This is a genomic window from Oceanobacillus manasiensis, assembly GCF_000724085.1.
Taxonomy (GTDB): domain Bacteria; phylum Bacillota; class Bacilli; order Bacillales; family Amphibacillaceae; genus Oceanobacillus_B; species Oceanobacillus_B manasiensis.
The window spans coordinates 1,659,448-1,681,230 of record NZ_CCDL010000001.1; the positions used below are offsets into that span (position 1 = coordinate 1,659,448).

The window sequence follows — 21,783 nt, forward strand, 5'->3', positions numbered from 1 at the left end:
TTACGTATAAATACTATTAGCGATCCGGAAAATGCTTGGCATTTTAAGAAGTGCCCGTATTTTCCACCGCTTATTAGGTTGCCTTCTTATTAAAGAAAGGATTTGGTATGATGATTGTTCCGCAACACCGGCAGAAAGAAATGGATCTTGCGAAACTATTTGCCGGTAAATTATTACTCCGTCACGAAATTCCTCTCTCTGAAGCCCACTTTTCACAAGCTTTAAAGCAAGAGATCTTCCGTACTGTCTCCCCATTTTCTAAGAAGCATTTCACTCTGCAATGTAATCGATGCGGGAATACTGCCAAGCATCTACTGCCTCGCTATCCATGTAGTCGTTGTGGCAAAGCACATAGATATTGTCGTAAGTGTATTGCAATGGGAAGAGTAAGTACCTGCAGTATGCTCTATGAGTGGGCTGACCAAACACCACATTGGCCAATTTATGTGAACCCTTGTAGTTGGAAGGGAACTCTGACAGATGCGCAACAGCACGCAGCAGATCGTATTGCGACAGCCATACAAGCTGAAGAAAAAGAGTTATTATCTTGGGCGGTCTGTGGGGCAGGGAAAACAGAGATGTTATTTCCTGCTATTACGATTGCATTGCAACAGGGCAAAAGAATTTGCCTTGCTACACCGAGGGCTGACGTTGTCCGTGAACTAAAGCCTCGAATTCAGCAGGCTTTTGAGGAAGTGACAGTTCAGGCGCTTTATGGGGGGAGCAATGACAAAACAGGTTCGGCACAGCTTATATTGTCCACCACACATCAGTTACTTCGATTTAAGCAAGCTTTTCACGTCATGATAATTGATGAAGTCGATGCCTTCCCTTATCATGCTGATCCTTCATTATCCTTTGCTACAAAACGGGCGGTTAAACCTAGCGGTACGACGATCTACCTAACAGCAACGCCTAGAAAACAACAATTAAAACGTCTTCGTAAAAACAACTTGCCCCACATTTTTGTCCCCCGTCGCTTTCATGGCTATCCCCTTCCTGTTCCAAAGACGAAACAAGTTATTAACCTTAAGCGACAATTGAAAAGCAAGCAACTCCCTAAAGCTTTCTTAAAATGGCTCCTAACTCGTGAAAAGACCCAACGTCAAATCCTTATTTTCGTTCCTACAATTAATTTAGCTGACCACTTACAAAAGCCACTTACCAACTTCTTACTAGAAAATAATGTCATTCAAACAAAACAACAGGCAAGTGCCGTGCATGCTTCAGATGCTGAAAGAGAAGAAAAAGTGAAAGCTTATCGAAATCGGGAATTGTTTGTGCTCGTAACTACGACTATCTTAGAGCGTGGTGTGACATTTCCATCTGTAGATGTGGTGATCCTGGATGCCGGGCATCAGGTGTTTGATCAGGCAGCAATTGTGCAAATTGCGGGAAGAGCTGGCAGGAGTCCAGATGATCCACATGGTGAAGTGTTGTTATTTCATGATGGAAAGACAGATGCCATGGTAGAAGCAGCTGCTTCTATTCGGGACATGAACAGACGAGGAGGTTTTGTATAATGTATTGTTTATGGTGTGACCAGGAAATTATCTCATCTGTTAACTGGGGCAATCTTATGCTGCCACCACGTTCCCTTACACTTTGTGAAGAGTGTGAAGGGAAACTAGAGCGGATAACAGGAAGTCGATGTGAAAAATGTAGTAGAAAGTCAGCCGAGCAGATATGTTCCGATTGTCAGTGGTGGTCTACCCAAAAACGAGAGGTCTTGGCAAAAAATCATTCTATCTATGTGTACAATGCTTTTATGAAGGAAATTATTGCGAAATGGAAATATCGTGGGGATTATGTTCTAAAGAAAGTATTCGAGGAGGCTTTCCTTGAAGCGTTTAGAAAAGAATTTGGTAAGTATAAAGATACCGTTCTCGTCCCTATTCCACTAAGTGATGCAAGGTTAGCCGAAAGAGGGTTTAACCAGGCAGAAGCCTTGGCGAGACAATTACCAATTCAATCGAAGAACCTTCTTACACGAACAGATAGTGAAAAGCAATCAAAAAAATCAAGGAAGCAAAGAATTGCAGGAAAGAATCCATTTATCATGACAGAAACACTTAACAAACCCGCAATTTTGGTCGATGATATATATACGACAGGTACAACTTTAAGACATGCAGCAGAGCTATTACGACAAAATGGTTGCCCAAAGGTTAGTTCTTATACCTTAATCAGAGGGTAGTCACTGCGGTGTTATTATTATAGAATTAAAGGAGAAAGAAAAATGGCTGAATTAGCAAACTGTTCTCGCTGTGATGCGGTATTTGTAAAAGGAATGCGGGATATATGCCAGAACTGCTTTAAAGAAGAAGAAGCTGCATTTGACACGGTTTATCGCTTTTTACGTGAACGAAAAAATAGAGAAGCAACACTCCAGGAAGTTGTGGAAGCAACTGGAGTCGAGCAAATGCTGATCCTGAAATTTGTAAAACAAAAAAGGCTGAGAACATCACAATTTCCTAAACTTGCTTATCCATGTACCAAATGTGGGGAGCCGATCGTACAAGGGGAACTTTGTGAAAAATGTGTGAAAGAGTTAAAAGATGATTTAAAGAGATTTGAAAAAACTAGATCTGTTGAACAAAAAGATGAGTCAAATGAACCAAGTAGAACGTACTATTTATTTGATAAATCGTAATTTATCCTTTAGAAATGAAAAATAATACCGATATAATGAACAAGAGTATGATACCAGTGAATTTAAAATAGAAGTATATTTCAGTAAAGAGGTGTGAAAGCCATGAAGATTAATGGACCTAATCAAACGAACTTTAATCCTTATAAAAGTCACCTGCAAAAGCATACGGAAATAAAGAAAGAAACGAAGCAGGATCAACTGGAGATTTCCAACCAAGCTAAACAGCTTCAGGAGGGCGGAAAAACGAGCCCCGAACGTGCGGAGTATATACAAAACATAAAAAAAGCAGTAGATGCAGGGGAATATAAAGTCGATGCAGAAAAGACAGCTCAAAAAATGATCGATTTTTGGGCAGGTAAATAGATGTTTCGGATAAACAGGGAGGACCACACCATGGCAATTCAAAATGTGCAAGAGGCATTAAATAGTCTAGTAAAGCTTCATGAAGCTTTACTAGAAATCTCCCGAGAAAAAACAGAAGTTATCAAAGAAGGTAAAGTAGAGAAACTACAAGCGATTCTTGTAAAAGAGAAAAAGCGGATTCGTGAGCTGGAAAAAGCGGAGGCTTTGCGTATCGAAGTAGTAGAAACTTATGTGAACGAGCATCCGGCCATTACCGATGCTTCTATTACTTCCTTATTAGAACATTTGGATGATAATGAAGTGAAAGCAGAATTAACTGACCTTGCCATTTCGCTAACCGAAACAATTACCAAATTAAAGCAGCAAGAGCAGTTAAATCAGGCATTAATTAGCCAGTCCATGCAATTTGTTCAGCTTTCACTTGACTTAATAAACCCCTCACTTAAAAACATGAATTATGGAGAAGGGAAGGCAGCATCTTCTGCTGCCAAACGATCGGTATTTGATTCAAAGGCTTAATTTAAGAATAAAGGAGTAAAATGATGAGCACATTTCATGGATTGGAAATGGCCAAGCAAGCGCTTTTCACGCAACAGTCAGCGCTATATACAACAGGCCACAATATTTCAAATGCAAATACAGAAGGATACTCCAGACAACGGGTTAATTTCGAAACGATGAATCCTTTTCCTGCTGGGTCGAGGAATCGTCCAGAAATCCCTGGTCAGCTCGGGACAGGTGTACAAGCTGGATCTGTAGAAAGAGTGAGAGATAGTTTTTTAGACTACCAATACCGTTCAGAAAACAGCAAAACGGGTTATTGGGAATCGCTTTCCAGTTCTTATGTGAGAATGGAAGGTATTATGAACGAACCATCAGATAGTGGCTTATCTAAGACGATGGATAGCTTCTGGCAATCACTTCAGGATTTGGCAACAACACCTGAAAATTCTGGTGCGAGATCGGTTGTAGTAGAACGCGGCCGCGCTGTGGCTGAGACATTTAACTATTTATCTGAGTCATTAAGCTCCATTCGAACAGATCTGAAAACACAGATTGGTGTATCTGTAAGTGATGCTAACTCGTTGCTAAGACAAATCGATGGAGTAAATGCACAGATAGGTGCATTAGAACCACATGGCTATCTACCCAATGATCTTTATGATGAACGAGACAGATTAGTAGACAAGCTTTCTGGCATGATGAACATCAAGGTTAGCTATGACAAGAGTTCCGAAAGCTCGCCCGATATAGCGGCTGGGCTTGCAAGCATTGAAGTTGTTGATAACAAAGGGAAAGCACTTAACCCACCTGTCAAACTTGTTGACGGCACCAATGCAGGCAACCCTGGTGCAGTAAATGAAATCAGTGTGGCTTACGCAGATGATAATACAGCTGCGGTAACTGGTCTAACTGCTGGTGGTAACTCCATTATGTCGTCGAATGGTTCTATCAAAGGGCTAATTGATGCATATGGTTATGAGGCGGAAGACGGCGTTTCTGGAACATATACAGATATGCTGACAGACCTTGATAAAATGGCGAAGACTTTTGCGGATGCGTTCAATAAAGTGCATCGCTCAGGTAAGGATCTTGACGGTAAAGCAGGCGTAGATTTCTTTGAATTTAAAGATGGCCTTGTTGGTACAGCAGAGGGGCTAAAAGTAAACCAAGACGTTCTGGATGAACCTGATCTTATTGCAGCTGCACCAGGTGATGAAACAGGTAATACAGGAAATGGCGGCAATGCTTCGAAGCTAGCAGAGGTATTTAATGATACATCGTTAGCAGACGACCCGCTTGGGGAGAATACATCTGTTAATACCTTTTATCAGTCTTTAATAGGTGAGATGGGTGTAAAGGCACAGGAAGCAAGTAGAATGACGAATAATGCAAATGTGCTTCGCTCTCAGGTAGAAAATCAGCGTATGTCAGTGAGCTCCGTTTCGCTTGATGAGGAAATGTCCAATATGATTAAATTCCAGCATGCTTATAGTGCTGCAGCCAGAAGCATGACAACAATTGATGAGATGATTGATCGTGTGATTAACAATATGGGGTTAGTAGGAAGGTAGGGAGAATAGATGCGAATAACACAAGGAATGTTATCTAATAATATGCTTCGTAATCTAACATCCAGCTATTCAAAAATGGATACATTGATGGATCAAGTTAGTACAGGCAAAAAAATAAACCGCCCTTCTGATGATCCTGTTATTGCAATGAAGGGAATGGGCTATCGGACAGAGCTCAAGCAAATTGAACAATATAAACGTAATACAAGTGAAGTTCATAACTGGATGGATAATACGGATTCAGCACTTGATAAAGCAACACAAACAATGCAAAAGTTACGTGAACTAGCTGTACAGGCAAGCAATGATACATATGATGCTTCTGAGCGTGAAAATATCATGAAGGAAGTAGAACAGTTGAAAAAACATATGATGGATATTGCGAACACTAGTGTAAATGGGAAGTATATTTTTAATGGGACAGATACAGAGACGCCTCCTGTTAATGAGGCTGACGAATTTGCTCCTTCCAGTACAAGCCCCGTTTTAATTGATGTGGCTGGTGGCACAAAGCTACAAGCTAACGTAAACCCAGAGGACGTGTTCGGGGACAACCTGTTTGCAAACATTGATTCGTTTATCGAAGACCTTGGAAATAACGATCAGGAAGCGATCGAAGGCAATATAGAGAAACTTCAGGGTGGGATTGATAATATCATTAATGCTCGTGCGGACCTTGGGGCACGAATGAATCGACTAGAGCTTGTTGAGAACAGACTGAGTGAACAAGAAATTGTCGCAACGAAAACGATGGCTGATAATGAAGATGTGGATTATGAAAAAGCCATAACAGAATTGATTACCCAAGAAAGCTTACATCGAGCAGCATTGTCTGCTGGATCCAGAATTATTCAACCTTCATTGGTTGATTTCCTGCGGTAGTTAAACATAAACCCTGACCCAGAAAAGGGCGCAGGGTTTATTTATTTGTTAAGAGAGGGCTGAAATGGCTCGTTAAAAACTAGGTGGTGGAATGAGTTGAAATTACCTCAAATCAGGATGCAATCGCAAATGGCAAAAATTCAAATACAGCAAACGCCGGCTAGGCAAGAGATCAGGCAGCCGAAAGCAGATCTAAGTATTCAGCAACCAGCTGCACAGATGACGATGAAGACAACGCCCTCTAAATTAATGATAGACCAAACGAAAGCATGGGAGGATATGAACCTCATGCATATTTTTAAACGAAATGATCGTTATGCACAGGAAGGCCTTGCAGCGGTTAAAGAAGGAATGGCACGTCGCGCTCAACAGGGTACAGCCCTGATGAAGATTGAAAACGGCGGGAACCCAATTATAACGCAAGCAAAGACCAATTCTGAGGAGCCATTGAAATCGCTCGGACTGACTTTTATCCCTTCAGCATTTAGTGTGAAAACAAGCTATCAACCATCTCAACTAGATATCTCGGTGAAAGCCAATGAACCGATAATCGAAGCCAAGTCAAATAAACCGGAAATAAGCTATATTCCAGGTAAGGTGGAAACAGGGTTGAAACAGCTACCGTCATTAGAAATTGATTTTGTTAACCTGTAAACGAAAGGAAGATTTTTTTGAAAATCCCAACGAAATACTTAGGAGAAGTTGAGATAGATGAACAGCGACTGATTCATTTTGCATCAGGTATTCCTGGCTTTATAGATGAAAAACATTTTATATTAATGGAGTTAGCGGATAATCCTGCATTTCAGATTCTACAATCTGTCGAGACAAAGGACGTGGCCTTTGTTGTAACAAGCCCGCATACCGTATACCCGGATTATACGATTAAACTGGATGATACCATTATTGAGAGTCTGCAGATAGAGTCGGAAAACGATGTTCTATTATTTTCTATTGTGACGTTAAAAAGTCCATTTCAAAAAAGTACATTAAACTTAAAATCCCCACTGGTCATTAATTCAAGAAGTAAACGAGGCAAGCAATATATCGTAGCGATCGATGAATATTCTACAACGGCTCCCATTGTTCCTGAGAATCCACTGGAAGTGAAAGGGGAATAACAATGCTGGTACTTAGACGAAAAAGAAATGAGTCCATCCAAATAGGCGAAGAGATTGAAATTAAAATTCTCGGCATTGAAGGCGATCAGGTAAAGATTGGGATAGAGGCACCAGGATCAGTAGATATTTACCGCAAAGAGCTATACATAGACACGAAACAGCAAAACAATGAGGCATTAAATGTAACAGAGGACTTATTGCAACTATTAAAAAATCCAGATAAAGAGTAGAAGTTTTTTATTCTGCTTTACTTTTAATCCATCTTAGCCGATATAAAAATTGAATAATATAGTTGAGGAGTTGCATGAACATGCGCATAGATAATGTTGTAAACACATCACTACCTCTTCTATCAAGTGAAAACAACAAGACTATCGCTCCAGAGATAGATAGAAAAAGTGAAACAAATAATTTTCTACCAGAGTTTAACAGAACAGACATAGAGAAGGCTGCCGATACGTTAAATGAATTGATGAAACCATTACGCACTAATTTGAAATTTGAGCTCCATGATAAATTGGAGAAATATTATGTGTCAGTAGTGGATTCAGAAACAAATGAAGTAATTAAGGAAATTCCACCTAAAAAGTTTTTGGATATGTACGCTAATATGGCAGAATTCATGGGGATTTTAATTGATAAGAAGATCTAGATTGAAAGATATGAGGAGGAGGGATAACCATGCGTATTGGTGGATTAGCATCCGGAATGGACATAGATCAGCTAGTAAATAAACTTATGACAGCAGAACGAATGCCATTGGATAAAATGCAGCAAGACAAAACAATGCTGGAGTGGAAACGGGATGGATTCCGTGAAATCAACACAAAATTATCAGAGCTCGACAACTTGATGCTTGATATGAAATTGAGTAAGACATACAATCCGAAGACGATCTCTTCTTCGATGGCAGGCGCAGTAACCGCAACAGGAACACCAAGTACTTCTAATGGCTCCTTCGAGATGAAAGTGGAGCAACTTGCTACGAATGCGATTAATGTGAGTACAAAAAGCTTGAGTGAAGAAGTATCAGGAGATGAAAACTTTATCCGTGTCACTTCTGCTACCGAGCCTCTGCCAGATAGTGTAATAGAGGAATTTAAAGGTGTCGTAGCTTTTACAACATATAATTCCGAGGGCAAACCTGAAGAAAAGACTGTTGATATTAAGGACGGCGACACGCTTAACAGTCTCTTAAAAAGGATTACCGATGAGGATAACAATGTACGAGCATTTTATGATGAAGTAACAGATAAAGTTATCATGGAAACGACTCGTACAGGGAATTTCAATGATCCAGAAAATGATGAAAATAATAATACTGGTGGACAAGAAATCACCTTTGAAGACAATTCTTTCTTCGCCAAAGTTTTAAGAATGGACCAAGGTTCTGAAAAAGGTGGACAAAACGCAAAATTCACATACAATGGCGTCCACGAAGTGGAGTCCAAAGAAAACAGCTATAAACTAAATGGAATGACATTTAACTTCAAGAATACAACAGGGGCTGAATCTGCCAAGCTTACAGTATCAAATGATGTAGATGCATCCGTGGAAAAGATCATGAAGTTCGTTGATAAATATAATGAAGTGGTTGAAAAAATAAATGATGTTCAAAAAGAAGAGAGATACCGTGACTATCCACCTTTAACAGAAGAACAAAAAGAAGAAATGTCAGAGGATGAAATAGAACGTTGGGAAGAACGAGCGAAAAGCGGTATTCTCCGAGGGGAATCCTCCTTAACGTCAGGACTTTTTGATATGCGTCAAAGCTGGTACTCTTCAGTTAAAACAGATGGGGAATATAAATCCCTAACGCAAATTGGCATCACCACCTCCTCTAACTACATGGATGGTGGGAAGTTAATCGTTGATGAAGATGAATTAAGAACAGCCTTACAAGAGAACCCGGCAGATGTCCAGAAACTTTTTGCTAATAGTAGTGATGGAACTGATCGGGGAATTATCAATCGTTTAGAAGATTCATTAGATCGGACGATGAATACGATTGGAGAACGGGCTGGAAAAGCTACAAGTACAACGTTGGAAAGTTATACCCTTGGCAAACGAATGAAGCAGTTAGATACACGAATATCTGCTTTTGAAGATAGGCTTACACAGGTAGAAACCCGTTACTGGAACCAATTTACTGCAATGGAAAAAGCGATTTCCCGAATGAATAACCAGTCCGCTCAACTAATGTCACAATTTGGCGGAGGCCAAATGTAAAAATGGAATACCAACAGAGGAGTGAGTGTATTGTCGACTAAGCAGTATCAGGCGTACCAGAACAACGCAGTAAATACAGCATCTAGCGGGGAATTGACTCTCATGCTTTATAATGGCTGTATTAAATTCATTAAGCAGGCGAGCAGAAATATTGAAAATGGTGAGTTTGAACAGAAGAACACCAATATTCAAAAGGCGCAAAACATCATACAAGAACTTATGATCACACTAGATCAAAAGGTTGAGATTTCTAAGCAAATCTTACCATTGTATGAGTACATGCATTTTCAGCTAAAAGAAGCCAATATAAAAAATGACCCTGCTATTTTACAAGAAGTGCTCGGACTAACAGTGGATTTTAGGGATACGTGGAAACAAGTGATCCTAAAAAGCCGACAGACTACTTATACACAGGGCGCGCAAGTGTAATGAATCGTGTTAAGCCTGTATATGATGTTACCCTTAGACTTGAAAAAGTATTAAGCCAGGAGACAACTCCAAAAAACAGAGAAACCATTATAGAGCAGGTCAATCAGTTGGTGGAGTTGCGAGGAAAGCAGATGGAAAAAGTATTTCCCCCATTTTCCAATGAAGAAATACAGCTAGGTGAATTGCTTTTAGGGATGAATCGGACGATTGAAGAGAAAATGGAAAGTTTATTCCGTGACCTTAAGTTGGAAATGAAACAGGTCAAAAAACAAAAGAAATCAAATCGTACTTATATTAATCCATATGAAAAAGTGAGTTCTCGAGATGGGAAATTTATGGATAGCAGAAACTAATAAACACCCACGGAGCAGAAATGTTTCGTGGGTGTTTATTAGTTGAGCTCGATCAAAACATTGAAAGAATCTAAACTCTTTATTAACAAAAAAGAAAATTTGTTTTTATTATTGTAAACTTTATGAAGCGAGTGTAAAGCGGTGTGACAGGGTTTTGTACAGAAAATTCGTAAAAAAGTAAGCTATATTAGAATTTGTACGGGGTTTATGCAGGAATTTTCATGGGAAACATAGTATAATATAGGTACAAGATGAAAGGAGGACACTTTAATGAAATTTAACATTCGTGGTGAAAATCTAGAGGTGACTGGCTCAATACGAGAATATGTAGAGAAAAAGATCAGTAAACTAGAAAGGTATTTTGATTCAACGCCAATATCGGATGTACATGTGAATTTAAGTGTCTATAATGATGAGCAGCGAATTGAGGTTACGATTCCAATGACAAACCTACTATTGCGTGGGGAAGTCCAACACATTGACCTGTATGCTGCCATTGACTTGGTTGTCGATAAGCTTGAAAGACAAATTCGAAAGTATAAAACAAAAGTAAATCGTAAAACGAGACAAAATGGTGCTGCTAAGCATGTTTTTGCGGATTTAGAAAAAGAAGCAGCAAGTGTAGCTGTTGAAGATGAATCATCAGATATTGAGATTGTAAGAACGAAGCGATTTAACTTAAAACCAATGGACTCTGAAGAAGCAGTATTGCAGATGGACATGCTTGGACACGCATTTTATGTTTTCACAAATGATGTTTCAGGAGACACCAACGTAGTTTATCGAAGAAAAGATGGACGTTACGGATTGATTGAACCAAATGCATAATAATAAAAACTAGAAATAAAGCGATCCCTTGAAAGCTGAGGGGTCGCTTTTTGCATGCTATTTTTCACGATGTCGAAAAATGTAGATCAAAACACCGAAATAGGATTTTAGATCGCATTTTCTGCTGTAAATAATCTTGTTTTGTAAATATCCATGTCGAATACCTTTATTTCTCTCTTATATTTTGTCGAATGGGTACCTAAAATAAGAAAATGACTATTAGCCAAAAAGTCCTATTTCATGCTATAAATGGGTCAATGGAATCAGGAGGTGTGATATGAGTGAAAAAGAACGAAGACTATTAGTAACGTTGTCTAAAAAAGTACAACAACAAGAAGAAACCATTACACAGCTTGTAGAAATTATAGCCGCAACCAACAGAAGAGTAACAGACATATCAGCCCGGCAAGAATCCCTAGCTGGAACATCCTAGATCTCCTCGCAAGATTAGTTGCCTTCCATTAATGTTACCTCAACATCCCTCAATGTAAAAGAGCAGTTCATCCCCGGACTGCTCTTTTCTAGTCCTCTACAATTTTCGTCTATATTTTTAAACACAGAAACCTTTAACGTTGGGGTAGCCAGTTGTCATCTTTCTTTATAAAGTGTTATTATTAATTGTGGACTATATATTATTTTCAAATGATTAAGTTGAAATTGAGGAGCGTTTACTATGGCAGGATTAATTAAAAAGCTTTTTGGTGATGGTAACCAAAAACAGATTAATCGATTACAAAAAAAAGTAGATCAAATAGAGGCCTTAGAGCCTGAAATAGAAAAATTAACAGATGACGGGTTACAATTGAAAACAGAAGAATTTAAACAGCGTTATGAACAAGGTGAATCCCTTGATGATTTATTGGTTGAAGCCTATGCAATTGTGCGTGAAGCTGCTAAACGAGTGCTTGGAATGAGACCTTTCCAGACACAGCTGATGGGTGCGGTCGCCCTTCATGAAGGGAATATTTCAGAAATGAAAACAGGGGAAGGTAAAACGCTTGCCTCTACCATGCCATCATATCTAAATGCCATATCGGGTAAAGGTGTTCACATTATCACAGTCAACGAATACCTGGCAGACCGTGATGCGAAAGAAATGGGGGAACTCTTCTCATTTCTTGGATTGACAGTCGGCCTAAATGGTAATGGACTTACAAAAGAGCAAAAGCGTGACGCATATTACAGTGATATAACCTACGGAACGAATAATGAATTTGGCTTTGACTATTTACGTGATAACATGGTGCTCTATAAAGAACAAATGGTGCAGCGTCCATTAAACTTTGCCATTATTGATGAAGTTGATTCCATTTTAATTGATGAAGCTAGAACGCCACTAATTATATCAGGGTCTGCAAAAAAATCAGCGTCCCTATATCAGCGTGCAGATGGGTTTGTAAGTAATCTAACAGTAGATGATGATTATACGTACGATGAGAAAACTAAAGGTGTACAACTTACTGAGGAAGGTATTACAAAAGCAGAAAAATATTTCTCTATCGAAAATTTATATGATCTAGATAATGTTTCCTTAACACATCATATAAATCAAGCGTTAAAAGCACATGTATCTATGCATCGTGACGCTGACTATGTCGTACAGGAAGATGAAGTCGTAATTGTCGATCAGTTTACCGGGCGCCTTATGAAAGGACGTCGGTATAGTGATGGCCTGCATCAAGCAATTGAGGCCAAAGAAGGACTGCAAATTCAAAATGAGAGCATGACACTTGCATCCATCACATTCCAGAACTTTTTCCGCATGTACAATAAGTTGTCGGGTATGACAGGTACTGCTAAGACAGAGGAAGAAGAATTTAGGAATATTTACAACATGGATGTTATAGCGATTCCGACTAACCGAGAAATCGTACGTGACGACCGAGCTGATTTAATCTATAAGTCCATGGAAGGTAAATTTCAGGCTGTAGTAGAATCAATTAAAGAAAAAAACGAGGCAGGACAACCTGTGCTTGTTGGTACGGTTGCTGTAGAAACGTCAGAATTAATTTCTCAAATGCTAAAAAGAGCAGGAGTACGCCATAATGTTTTAAATGCGAAGAACCATTATAGAGAGGCAGAAATCATTGAGAATGCTGGTCAAAAAGGAGCTGTGACCATTGCTACCAACATGGCTGGTCGTGGTACAGATATTAAACTTGGCGATGGTGTGAAAGATATAGGTGGACTGGCTGTAGTTGGTACAGAACGTCATGAATCTAGACGTATTGATAACCAGCTTCGTGGACGTTCAGGTCGTCAAGGGGATCCAGGTATGTCGCAATTTTATCTATCCATGGAAGATGAATTAATGCGCCGATTTGGTTCTGATAATTTAAGGTCTATGATGGAACGTCTTGGCATGGATGATACCCAGCCAATTGAAAGTAAGATGGTTTCTCGTGCAGTAGAATCGGCACAGAAACGGGTTGAAGGAAATAACTTTGACGCACGTAAAACAGTGCTTTCTTATGATGACGTTCTACGTGAACAACGTGAAATCATTTATAAACAGCGATTTGACGTTATTGAGTCGGATGGCAAAGAATTGCGTGACATTATCGAAAAAATGATTGTTTCCACGCTGGATCGTGTGGTTGCAACACATACTCAAGATGATGATAATGATAACTGGGATTTAAAAGCAATTGTTGAATATGTTGAAGGTAACCTTCTTCCACCAGAAGATGTGACCGAAAATGATTTAAGCGGTAAAGAACCAGAAGAGATTAATGCATTAATCTTGGATAAAGTCCGTAACCGTTATGATGAAAAAGAAGAAGAGTTAACGGAAGAGCAGATGCGTGAGTTTGAAAAAGTAATTCTTCTACGCACTGTGGATACGAAATGGACTGATCATATTGATCAAATGGACCAACTCCGCCAGGGAATTCACTTACGTGCATACGGACAAAATGATCCACTTCGTGAGTATCAGCTTGAAGGCTTCGCAATGTTTGAAGTGATGATCGAAAACATTGAAGAAGAAGTTGCGAAATATATCATGAAAGCACAAATCCGTGATAACTTGCAACGACAGGAAGTTGTTAAAAATACACAGGCTGTCTCCGGTAACCAAGAGGAGAAAAAGAAAAGCCGTAAACCATTCATTAAAAAACAAGATGTAGGAAGAAATGACCCTTGCCCATGTGGAAGCGGCAAAAAATATAAAAATTGTCACGGAAATTAAAATTTCAAAGAGGATAGGTCTTAAGAATATTAAACAAGAAAAAATCTGAAGTTCAAACGAAGTAATGAAGAAAAGGTGCGGGCAATTAGGATAGTCCCTAATCTTTTGTGTTAATCACACTTTAGCGAAGGGAAATGCGTAGACTCCTGTGGGAACAGCACGAGTCCGAAGGCCCCGCAAGAAGCGATTTTTACTTCTGAGGAGACTAAGGCCGTGCCCACGGAAAGCGGAGTATTTTCCGTAGCGGTAATGAAGCAGTCTTTTTTCTTATTTTATTGTTCGCATTTTGAAAGGGCTGGGACGTTGCGTCACAGCCCCTTTCCTACATATTACTAACAGAGGTGAATAGCATGGAATTAGCTGAAATAAGAAATGAATTGGATAAATTAAATACCCGAATAGAGAACTTTAGGGGGTCTCTTTGACCTCGATAATAAAAAAGCACGTATCCAGGAACTTGAACTGGAAATGACTGATCCAGGATTTTGGGATGATCAGGAAACAGCTCAAAAAGTAATCAATGAAGTAAACGGCTTAAAAAGTTATTCGGAAAACTTTGAAGCATTGGAAGAGAGAATTGAAAATCTGGAAGTATCGTATGAGCTTGTAAAAGAGGAAAACGATCAGGAATTATTTCAAGAATTAGCTGGAGACATGGCAGCGATCATTTCGGACGTTAATGAATTTGAATTGCTTATGCTATTAAGTGAACCATATGATGCGAACAACGCTATTTTAGAGCTTCATCCAGGTGCAGGTGGAACAGAATCACAGGACTGGGCAAGTATGTTATTACGTATGTACCAGCGCTGGGCGGAAGCAAAAGATTTCAAAGTGGAGATGCTCGATTACCTTGCAGGGGAAGAAGCTGGTGTTAAAAGTGTTACCCTCCTAATTAAAGGACACAATGCCTACGGGTATCTTAAGGCAGAAAAAGGTGTTCACCGTCTCGTAAGAATATCGCCATTTGATTCTTCTGGTCGGAGACATACCTCTTTTGCTTCATGTGACATTATGCCAGAAATGTCGGATGATGTGGATATTGACATTCGAACTGAAGATATTAAGGTGGATACCTACAGAGCAAGTGGCGCAGGTGGTCAGCATGTTAACACCACAGACTCCGCCGTTCGTATTACCCATTTACCCACAAATGTTATCGTTACATGTCAAAATGAACGGTCCCAAATTAAAAATAGAGAAGCAGCAATGAAAATGTTAAAATCGAAGCTTTATCAGTTAGAAATTGAAAAGCAACAGCAGGAACTAGCTGAAATTCGTGGAGAACAAAAGGAAATTGGTTGGGGTAGCCAAATTCGCTCCTATGTGTTTCATCCATACTCTATGGTAAAAGATCACCGTACGAACACGGAGATGGGAAACACACAAGCCGTTATGGATGGAGAAATTGATCCATTTATTGATGCATATTTGCGTTCACAAATGGGTTAGAGTTAGTGAACAATAATACATTTCATGAAATTGTAACAACTTAGGAAACAATTGACCTGATTGGGTCTAAAGCCATTTTTCCCCTAAGACTTTAAGGATGGATTTTTATATATCGGTTTTAAAAATTCTAATTAGGTTATAATAATCCTTGAAACGTAACAAAAGTTTAAAAAGGGGGGTAACTATGCTATGAAAAAATGGTTATTTACCGTATTATTTGGCTCTGCCCTTGTTTTAGGCGCCTGTGGTGGCGGAGATGATGCTTCAGAAGAACCCGCTAATGATGGGGCAACAGAAGAAGAAGCCAACCAATCAGATGAAGGTGCTGGAGGTACAGTCGATACAGCTGCAGCCGAAGATGCTTTTCGGAGCAACTGTTCAAGCTGTCACGGTGCTGACTTATCCGGTGGTGTTGGTCCTGCTTTAACAAATGCAGGGGAAAAATACTCAGCGGATCAAATTGCAGACATTATTAACAATGGACAAGGTTCCATGCCGCCAGGACAGGCTACTGGAGATGACGTTGATCTTCTTGCCAATTGGTTAGCTGAAAAGAAATAAAGGATAAAAGGTCTAAATGCTTAATAAGCGTTGGGCCTTTTTTATGTTGAGCAAATTTATTCCATCGGGAACATAGGCGGATCAGGTGTAAAGGTTTCAATTGCAGTGACAATAAGAAATATAGTCCATAGAACCATAGTAATCACACTTCCAATTCTTATTAACTTAATCTGAATATCCGACAACTCAGGCGTTTCTTTATATCGCCATCGGTCTAGAAATAAAAAGCTTTCTTCTGGTTCATATAGACTCCAAATGCATAAGACATATACAGGTATTGAAAGTACTATGACAAAGAATAACATTACGCTCCCCCCATTAGTAAGATTTATATATTACTTATACGTTATTTTTTCATTAAAGATTCAATCCCATTTTTTAGTGTACTTCACTTAAATTACACCGTGTAGAAACACTATCTCCCTATTAAAAGAACTGCCCTCGTTTATTAAAGAGTTACCCATCCATAATCTTCCACAAAAACTTCCATTACCTATGGCCGAGTTCTACATTGATATATCTTTGTAATCAAGAAAGTCAGAAAATCACACTTAAAAACGAATATTATCTTTAGTAGGATGGCGATTATTACATGTATCACCAGCATATTACAAATAGTGTCAATTGCAAACTCTTGAAACATAAATGTAATAATTTTGTGTCTAAAAATCGTGGCGAAAGATGTTATACTAGGTAAGTATTGGGTACATAACCACCTACCACAATATAGTCATAGGGTAGAACACACACAGTGTAGAAGTTAACAAAAAAGCAAAGGTGATTAAATGATATTAATGAACGATGTATATAAAACATATCCCAATGGGGTTACCGCGCTGAATGGCGTTAATGTTGATATAAAGCAAGGTGAGTTTGTTTATGTTGTTGGACCAAGTGGTGCTGGGAAATCGACTTTTATTAAACTAATTTACCGTGAAGTAAAACCTTCTAAAGGAAGCATTCTTATTAATGAAATGAATATGAGTGAGCTTAAAGAAAAGAAGGTTCCACTTCTCAGACGTGATATAGGGGTTATTTTTCAGGACTTTAAGTTGCTGCCAAAACTGACAGTCTATGAAAATATTGCATTTGCCTTAGAAGTTATTGAGGAATCTCCTAAAAAAATCCGCAATCGCGTCATGGAAGTACTAGACCTGGTAGGGTTGAAAAACAAAGCAAGATTTATTCCTGACGAGCTTTCTGGTGGAGAGCAGCAACGTGTTTCTATTGCCCGGGCAATAGTTAACAATCCTAAAATTGTTATTGCAGACGAACCAACAGGAAACTTAGACCCGGATACTTCTTGGGGAATTATGAAAACATTTGAAGAAATTAATGCTAGAGGTACTACCATTCTCATGGCAACCCACAGCAAAGAAATAGTAAACACAATTAAGAAACGTGTTATTGCAATAGAGGATGGCTTAATTGTAAGAGACGAACACCGAGGAGAATACGGCTATGAAGTTTAGAACAGTGATGCGACATTTTCGTGAAGGCTTAAAAAACATAGGCCGAAATGGATGGATGACAGTAGCATCGGTGGGAGCAGTAACCACAACATTAATTCTTGTTGGAGCGTTTCTCGCACTCATGCTTAACCTAAATCAAATGGCAGATAACATAGAACAAGATGTAGAAATAACTACACTCATTGATTTGACATTAAACGAAGAAGAAATTACGAATTTAGGTAATGAAATAGAAGAACTTAATGGTGTCGAAACGGTCTCTTTCTCATCTAAAGATGATGAGCTGGCAAAACTTATTGAAAGCATGGGAGATGAAGGGAGATCTTGGGAGCTATTTGAACAGGACAACCCCTTAAATCATGTTTATGTTGTAAAAACAACGGACCCGGAAGACACGATAGATGTTGCAGATCAAATAAGTGAAATGGATGGTGTGCAAGAAGTAAATTATGGTAAAGGAGTAGTCGAAAGATTATTCACTTTTAATAAATACGCAAGAAATATTGGCTTAGCTCTAATCATCGGACTAGTATTTACAGCAATCTTCCTAATCTCAAACACAATTAAAATTACAATTATGGCACGCAGTAGAGAAATTGGTATTATGAAACTCGTTGGAGCTACAAATGGTTTTATTAGATGGCCGTTCTTTATTGAAGGATTAATGTTAGGCATATTAGGATCTATTATTCCAATTGGAGTAATTCTTACAGGGTATTATTATTTGGCAAACAATGTAAGTGATCGTATCTCATACAGCTTTGTAGAAGTTTTACCATTTAACCCATTTGCATGGCAACTTTCCCTTATTATTTTGGGAATTGGTGCGTTTATTGGAATTTGGGGCAGTGTGATGAGTGTACGTAAATTCCTAAAAGTATAGCTCTAGATAAAAAGAAACTACCATTTTTGTACAAAGGGAAGGGGAAAGCAAAACGATGAAAAAATATGCCTCATTTTTACTTGCAACAACTTTGGCAGTCACCAGCATTTCCTTTGGTGGGACTACCGTTTCAGCAGAGTCTATTGGTGGATTAGAGAAGAAAATTAATGAATTAGAAGAAGAACAAAATGACCTGAAACAGAAACAGGGAAATATCTCAGGTGATAAGAACGAAACAGAAGGCAAAATGGGTGAAAATGAAGAGAAACAAACTACCGTTGAAAGTGAAATTAATTCAATTGACGATAAATTAGCGAAAACACAAAATGATATTGCGTCAAAAGAACAAGAGATTACGTCTACTAATGATGAAATTAAAAAGCTAGAAGATAGAATAGTAGAATTGAAAGAAGAGATAGTAGTATTAAAGGAAAGAATTGCAGAGCGGGATAAACTTATAAAAGAACGCTTAAGAGCAATTCAAAAGAGTGGCGGAAATATGAAATATATCGAAGTTATTCTAGGTTCAAAAAGCTTTGGAGACTTCATTAATCGCAGTTCAGCAGTAAACACGATAATGGACCAAGATAAAAGCATCATGGAAGAACAGGAGTCTGACAAAAACACGCTCGAGGCTAATAAAGTTGAAGTAGAAGAGAGCAAAGCTTCCGTGGAAGAGAAGAAAGTTGCGCTAGAAGGGCAAAAAGAAGAATTACTTGTACTTAAAGATGATCTTGATGATCAAAAGAAGAAAAAGAAGTCATTAATGGCTAAGCTAGAAGAAGAGTACATTGACCTTGAAAATTACAAAATTAGCCTTGAAGATGAACAACAAATTCTTGCAGCACAAGCTGATGCGGTAGCGAAAGCTAAAACACTAGCAGAATCAGAAAAAGGTAAATTAGAGCAGTTAGCACGTGAAGAGGCTGCAAGAAAAGAAGCGGAAAAGAGAGAAGCTGAAAAACGTGCTGCAGAGAAGAGAAAAGCTGAGCAGACAAAAGAAAAAGCACCTTCTTCAAACACTGGTTCGTCCCAGTCAGCTTCGTCTAATACTAGCTCAAATACAAACACCACTACATCGACTCCTTCGAGCAGTGGTAGCGGATTGTTTATCTGGCCAGCAAAAGGTGGATTGACATCTCCATTCAACTTAAATCGAATGCATCCTGTTAAGGGATATGTTAGTCCGCATTATGGCATTGACATTGGTGTGAGATATGGCGAATTAAAAGCAGCGGCCTCAGGTGTCGTAATTAGCACCCGTACAATGAACGGATATGGTAAAACAATCATGGTTTCCCATCACTTAAATGGGAAAACTTATACAACACTATATGCACACTTAAATAATGTTTCCGTATCAGTTGGACAAAGTGTGTCACAAGGACAAGTTATTGGGCAGACGGGGAATACAGGAATTGGTACTGGGCCTCACCTTCACTTCGAGATCCATGAGGGACCATGGAATGGAGCCAAAAGTAATGCAGTAGACCCAATGAAATTCTATTAAAACATTCTTTTAACTAAAGACATCACTCTCTATGTGTGATGTCTTTTTATTCTATTCCCATAAATGTATTACATAAAACGTGCAGGAAAACCATAGTCATAAGTAGAAGATAATGGTATGCTTTTGTAAGATGTGATGAAAAGTATTATTAGACTAACAACTATCGAGGTGGAAAAATGAGTTTGAAAAGGTCACATATAATTCTGCTGCTTCTTGCTGCACTCCTTCTAGGGTTTGCAGGTGCCTATTTTGGCGTACAGCTAGCAGGACAGGGAGATAATGAAGAAAGTACTGAGCAAACAATAGAGACAATACCTAGTACAGAAGAAACAAGTACATCTGACATAGAAAAAGTAGAGCAAGCTTTTTCATTAATAAAGGATAACTATTTAGAGGACGTAGAAGATAGTACGTTAATCGAAGGTGCTATACAAGGTATGCTTTCTACACTGGAAGACCCTTATAGCTCTTATATGGATGTCGAAACCATGGCTCAGTTTAATGAGCAGATTGAATCTTCATTTGAAGGAATTGGTGCAGAGGTTAGTATGGTAAACAGCATGGTAACGATCGTAGCGCCGATTAAAGACTCTCCTGCTGAAAAAGCAGGCTTGCGTCCGAATGATCAAGTTTTAAGTGTTGATGGGGAAAGTGTGGAAGGTTTGGATTTAAACGAGGCAGTCGCTAAGATACGTGGTGAGAAAGGTTCAGAGGTTGTATTAGAGATTCAGCGTCCTGGCGCATCTGATCCATTTGACATTACTATTGTACGCGACACTATTCCACTTGAAACAGTGTACAATAGTATTGAAGAAATAGATGGAAAGAAAACTGGAGTGCTTGAAGTTACGAACTTTTCTGAGCATACAGCAGAAGAATTTGAAGAACAATTGACAATGTTGGAAGAGGAAGGTATTGAAGGCTTAGTAATAGACGTGCGTGGCAATCCTGGTGGATTACTTACGGCTGTAGAAGACATGCTAAAGCTCTTTGTTCCTGAAGATATGCCATATTTGCAAATTGAAGATAAAAACGGAGAGAAAACACCTTATTTTTCAGATTTAAGTGAGAAAAAAGATTACCCAGTGAGTGTCGTGATTGATGAAGGAAGTGCTTCCGCATCAGAAATACTTGCTGTAGCTATGAAAGAAATGGGCTACGATATTGTAGGCCAGACTAGCTTCGGAAAAGGAACTGTACAACAAGCAGTACCAATGGGGGACGGTAGCTCCATTAAGTTAACTTTTTATAAATGGTTATCTCCTGAAGGCGAGTCTATCCACGAGAAGGGTGTAGAACCTACTGTCGAAGTGAAACAAGCTGATTATTTCTATACGAATCCTATTCAAATTGAGGAAGCATTGGAATTTGATCAAACAGCGGATGCTATTGAAAATGTTCAAATTATGCTTGAAGGTCTCGGTTATAACCCAGGTAGAACGGACGGTTATTTTAGTGAAGAAACCGAGTCGGCAGTGAATTCCTTCCAAGAAGAAAATGACCTGGATGTAACCGGCAAAGTTAATGAAGAAACGGCCGGATTAATTGAAGCACAAATTATTGATAAAATACGCAGTGGTGAAGACGATAGACAGTTAGAGAAATCATTAGAAGAGATATACTAGTAATTTTGGTGGAGAGCAGGGACTAAGTCCTTGCTCTATTTTTCATTTATGCTATTTAATTTAATAGCATATAGAGTACCAATACAGGTATCAGAATAGATAATCTACGTATCAAAATTTCTAGGAACAAATCTATTAATATACTAACCTTCTCCAT

24 protein-coding genes are annotated in these 21,783 nt (G+C 38.8%); 23 read left to right on the top strand and 1 reads right to left on the bottom strand.

Annotation, left to right across the window (positions count from 1 at the left end; all coding sequences use genetic code 11):
• Positions 1-110: 110 nt before the first annotated feature.
• The 19 genes from BN985_RS08130 to cccB all read left to right on the top strand — a co-directional run bounded on the left by BN985_RS08130 (position 111) and on the right by cccB (position 16,136).
• On the top strand, positions 111-1,523 hold the full coding sequence (locus BN985_RS08130) for a DEAD/DEAH box helicase (protein WP_232225558.1): 1,413 nt from the start codon (positions 111-113) through the stop codon (positions 1,521-1,523).
• Positions 1,523-2,197, top strand: a complete 675-nt coding sequence (locus BN985_RS08135) for a ComF family protein (protein WP_052360647.1) — start codon at positions 1,523-1,525, stop codon at positions 2,195-2,197. Before BN985_RS08130 ends, BN985_RS08135 begins: the two co-directional genes overlap by 1 nt.
• A gap of 42 nt (positions 2,198-2,239) precedes the next feature.
• Entirely contained in the window at positions 2,240-2,653 is a 414-nt protein-coding gene (locus BN985_RS08140; RefSeq protein ID WP_042222439.1) for a TIGR03826 family flagellar region protein, read from the top strand.
• A gap of 102 nt (positions 2,654-2,755) precedes the next feature.
• Positions 2,756-3,016: a flagellar biosynthesis anti-sigma factor FlgM gene (gene flgM / locus BN985_RS08145; protein ID WP_042222441.1), complete on the top strand. Its 261-nt coding sequence runs from the start codon at positions 2,756-2,758 to the stop codon at positions 3,014-3,016.
• Positions 3,017-3,046: 30 nt separating this feature from the next.
• Positions 3,047-3,535, top strand: a complete 489-nt coding sequence (locus BN985_RS08150) for a flagellar protein FlgN (RefSeq protein ID WP_042222443.1) — start codon at positions 3,047-3,049, stop codon at positions 3,533-3,535.
• Positions 3,536-3,558: 23 nt separating this feature from the next.
• Positions 3,559-5,091, top strand: coding sequence for a flagellar hook-associated protein FlgK (flgK, locus tag BN985_RS08155; protein WP_084157480.1), 1,533 nt, complete (start codon positions 3,559-3,561; stop codon positions 5,089-5,091).
• A gap of 9 nt (positions 5,092-5,100) precedes the next feature.
• Positions 5,101-5,973, top strand: a complete 873-nt coding sequence (gene flgL / locus BN985_RS08160; protein WP_042222447.1) for a flagellar hook-associated protein FlgL — start codon at positions 5,101-5,103, stop codon at positions 5,971-5,973.
• Positions 5,974-6,069: 96 nt separating this feature from the next.
• Positions 6,070-6,627: a DUF6470 family protein gene (locus BN985_RS08165; protein WP_042222449.1), complete on the top strand. Its 558-nt coding sequence runs from the start codon at positions 6,070-6,072 to the stop codon at positions 6,625-6,627.
• 17 nt (positions 6,628-6,644) lie between these two features.
• Complete coding sequence (gene fliW, locus BN985_RS08170; RefSeq protein WP_042222451.1) at positions 6,645-7,094, top strand: flagellar assembly protein FliW; 450 nt, start codon at positions 6,645-6,647, stop codon at positions 7,092-7,094.
• A 2-nt stretch (positions 7,095-7,096) separates the two neighbouring features.
• On the top strand, positions 7,097-7,324 hold the full coding sequence (gene csrA / locus BN985_RS08175; protein WP_042222453.1) for a carbon storage regulator CsrA: 228 nt from the start codon (positions 7,097-7,099) through the stop codon (positions 7,322-7,324).
• An 80-nt stretch (positions 7,325-7,404) separates the two neighbouring features.
• On the top strand, positions 7,405-7,746 hold the full coding sequence (gene flaG / locus BN985_RS08180; RefSeq protein WP_042222455.1) for a flagellar protein FlaG: 342 nt from the start codon (positions 7,405-7,407) through the stop codon (positions 7,744-7,746).
• Between the two features lie 29 nt (positions 7,747-7,775).
• Positions 7,776-9,323 carry a flagellar hook-associated protein 2 gene (locus BN985_RS08185; protein WP_042222457.1) on the top strand — a complete coding sequence of 516 codons (1,548 nt, stop codon included), beginning with the start codon at positions 7,776-7,778 and terminating at the stop codon, positions 9,321-9,323.
• Positions 9,324-9,353: 30 nt separating this feature from the next.
• On the top strand, positions 9,354-9,752 hold the full coding sequence (fliS, locus tag BN985_RS08190; protein WP_084157481.1) for a flagellar export chaperone FliS: 399 nt from the start codon (positions 9,354-9,356) through the stop codon (positions 9,750-9,752).
• Complete coding sequence (locus BN985_RS08195; protein ID WP_042222461.1) at positions 9,752-10,105, top strand: flagellar protein FliT; 354 nt, start codon at positions 9,752-9,754, stop codon at positions 10,103-10,105. Before fliS ends, BN985_RS08195 begins: the two co-directional genes overlap by 1 nt.
• 270 nt (positions 10,106-10,375) lie before the next feature.
• The gene (gene hpf / locus BN985_RS08200) at positions 10,376-10,933 is read left to right on the top strand and encodes a ribosome hibernation-promoting factor, HPF/YfiA family (RefSeq protein ID WP_042222463.1); all 558 of its coding nucleotides are present in this window, start codon (positions 10,376-10,378) and stop codon (positions 10,931-10,933) included.
• A 277-nt stretch (positions 10,934-11,210) separates the two neighbouring features.
• Positions 11,211-11,366 (top strand): hypothetical protein, encoded by a 156-nt coding sequence (locus tag BN985_RS19025; protein ID WP_156960101.1) that lies wholly within the window; start codon positions 11,211-11,213, stop codon positions 11,364-11,366.
• Between the two features lie 240 nt (positions 11,367-11,606).
• Entirely contained in the window at positions 11,607-14,123 is a 2,517-nt protein-coding gene (secA, locus tag BN985_RS08205) for a preprotein translocase subunit SecA (RefSeq protein WP_042222466.1), read from the top strand.
• A gap of 350 nt (positions 14,124-14,473) precedes the next feature.
• A protein-coding gene (gene prfB / locus BN985_RS08210) for a peptide chain release factor 2 (RefSeq protein ID WP_156960102.1) occupies positions 14,474-15,575 on the top strand; the annotation gives its coding sequence in 2 pieces (ribosomal slippage) (positions 14,474-14,545 and positions 14,547-15,575; 1,101 coding nt in all).
• 189 nt (positions 15,576-15,764) lie between these two features.
• Positions 15,765-16,136 carry a cytochrome c551 gene (gene cccB / locus BN985_RS08215; protein WP_042222472.1) on the top strand — a complete coding sequence of 124 codons (372 nt, stop codon included), beginning with the start codon at positions 15,765-15,767 and terminating at the stop codon, positions 16,134-16,136.
• A 56-nt stretch (positions 16,137-16,192) separates the two neighbouring features.
• Here cccB and BN985_RS08220 read toward each other — a convergent pair whose 3' ends face one another.
• Positions 16,193-16,441 carry a hypothetical protein gene (locus BN985_RS08220; RefSeq protein ID WP_042222473.1) on the bottom strand — a complete coding sequence of 83 codons (249 nt, stop codon included), beginning with the start codon at positions 16,439-16,441 and terminating at the stop codon, positions 16,193-16,195.
• 480 nt (positions 16,442-16,921) lie between these two features.
• On the opposite strand from BN985_RS08220, the gene ftsE reads away from it, so the two are divergent.
• The 4 genes from ftsE (at position 16,922) to BN985_RS08240 (ending at position 21,626) form a co-directional block, all read left to right on the top strand.
• Positions 16,922-17,608, top strand: a complete 687-nt coding sequence (gene ftsE / locus BN985_RS08225) for a cell division ATP-binding protein FtsE (protein WP_042222475.1) — start codon at positions 16,922-16,924, stop codon at positions 17,606-17,608.
• Complete coding sequence (gene ftsX / locus BN985_RS08230; protein WP_042222476.1) at positions 17,598-18,491, top strand: permease-like cell division protein FtsX; 894 nt, start codon at positions 17,598-17,600, stop codon at positions 18,489-18,491. Before ftsE ends, ftsX begins: the two co-directional genes overlap by 11 nt.
• A 55-nt stretch (positions 18,492-18,546) precedes the next feature.
• The gene (locus BN985_RS08235) at positions 18,547-20,001 is read left to right on the top strand and encodes a murein hydrolase activator EnvC family protein (RefSeq protein WP_042222479.1); all 1,455 of its coding nucleotides are present in this window, start codon (positions 18,547-18,549) and stop codon (positions 19,999-20,001) included.
• Positions 20,002-20,177: 176 nt separating this feature from the next.
• A complete protein-coding gene (locus tag BN985_RS08240; protein WP_042222480.1) occupies positions 20,178-21,626 on the top strand; it encodes a S41 family peptidase in 1,449 nt (482 codons plus the stop codon).
• The last annotated feature ends 157 nt before the right edge of the window (positions 21,627-21,783 follow it).

What these genes read in the sequence shown, in the direction of transcription:
- BN985_RS08130 (WP_232225558.1), top strand. Translation starts at nt 111, where the DNA reads ATGATTGTTCCGCAACACCGGCAGAAAGAAATGGATCTTGCGAAACTA.
- BN985_RS08135 (WP_052360647.1), top strand. Translation starts at nt 1,523, where the DNA reads ATGTATTGTTTATGGTGTGACCAGGAAATTATCTCATCTGTTAACTGG.
- BN985_RS08140 (WP_042222439.1), top strand. Translation starts at nt 2,240, where the DNA reads ATGGCTGAATTAGCAAACTGTTCTCGCTGTGATGCGGTATTTGTAAAA.
- flgM (WP_042222441.1), top strand. Translation starts at nt 2,756, where the DNA reads ATGAAGATTAATGGACCTAATCAAACGAACTTTAATCCTTATAAAAGT.
- BN985_RS08150 (WP_042222443.1), top strand. Translation starts at nt 3,047, where the DNA reads ATGGCAATTCAAAATGTGCAAGAGGCATTAAATAGTCTAGTAAAGCTT.
- flgK (WP_084157480.1), top strand. Translation starts at nt 3,559, where the DNA reads ATGAGCACATTTCATGGATTGGAAATGGCCAAGCAAGCGCTTTTCACG.
- flgL (WP_042222447.1), top strand. Translation starts at nt 5,101, where the DNA reads ATGCGAATAACACAAGGAATGTTATCTAATAATATGCTTCGTAATCTA.
- csrA (WP_042222453.1), top strand. Translation starts at nt 7,097, where the DNA reads ATGCTGGTACTTAGACGAAAAAGAAATGAGTCCATCCAAATAGGCGAA.
- flaG (WP_042222455.1), top strand. Translation starts at nt 7,405, where the DNA reads ATGCGCATAGATAATGTTGTAAACACATCACTACCTCTTCTATCAAGT.
- BN985_RS08185 (WP_042222457.1), top strand. Translation starts at nt 7,776, where the DNA reads ATGCGTATTGGTGGATTAGCATCCGGAATGGACATAGATCAGCTAGTA.
- BN985_RS08195 (WP_042222461.1), top strand. Translation starts at nt 9,752, where the DNA reads ATGAATCGTGTTAAGCCTGTATATGATGTTACCCTTAGACTTGAAAAA.
- hpf (WP_042222463.1), top strand. Translation starts at nt 10,376, where the DNA reads ATGAAATTTAACATTCGTGGTGAAAATCTAGAGGTGACTGGCTCAATA.
- BN985_RS19025 (WP_156960101.1), top strand. Translation starts at nt 11,211, where the DNA reads ATGAGTGAAAAAGAACGAAGACTATTAGTAACGTTGTCTAAAAAAGTA.
- secA (WP_042222466.1), top strand. Translation starts at nt 11,607, where the DNA reads ATGGCAGGATTAATTAAAAAGCTTTTTGGTGATGGTAACCAAAAACAG.
- cccB (WP_042222472.1), top strand. Translation starts at nt 15,765, where the DNA reads ATGAAAAAATGGTTATTTACCGTATTATTTGGCTCTGCCCTTGTTTTA.
- BN985_RS08220 (WP_042222473.1), bottom strand. Translation starts at nt 16,441, where the DNA reads ATGTTATTCTTTGTCATAGTACTTTCAATACCTGTATATGTCTTATGC.
- ftsE (WP_042222475.1), top strand. Translation starts at nt 16,922, where the DNA reads ATGATATTAATGAACGATGTATATAAAACATATCCCAATGGGGTTACC.
- ftsX (WP_042222476.1), top strand. Translation starts at nt 17,598, where the DNA reads ATGAAGTTTAGAACAGTGATGCGACATTTTCGTGAAGGCTTAAAAAAC.
- BN985_RS08235 (WP_042222479.1), top strand. Translation starts at nt 18,547, where the DNA reads ATGAAAAAATATGCCTCATTTTTACTTGCAACAACTTTGGCAGTCACC.
- BN985_RS08240 (WP_042222480.1), top strand. Translation starts at nt 20,178, where the DNA reads ATGAGTTTGAAAAGGTCACATATAATTCTGCTGCTTCTTGCTGCACTC.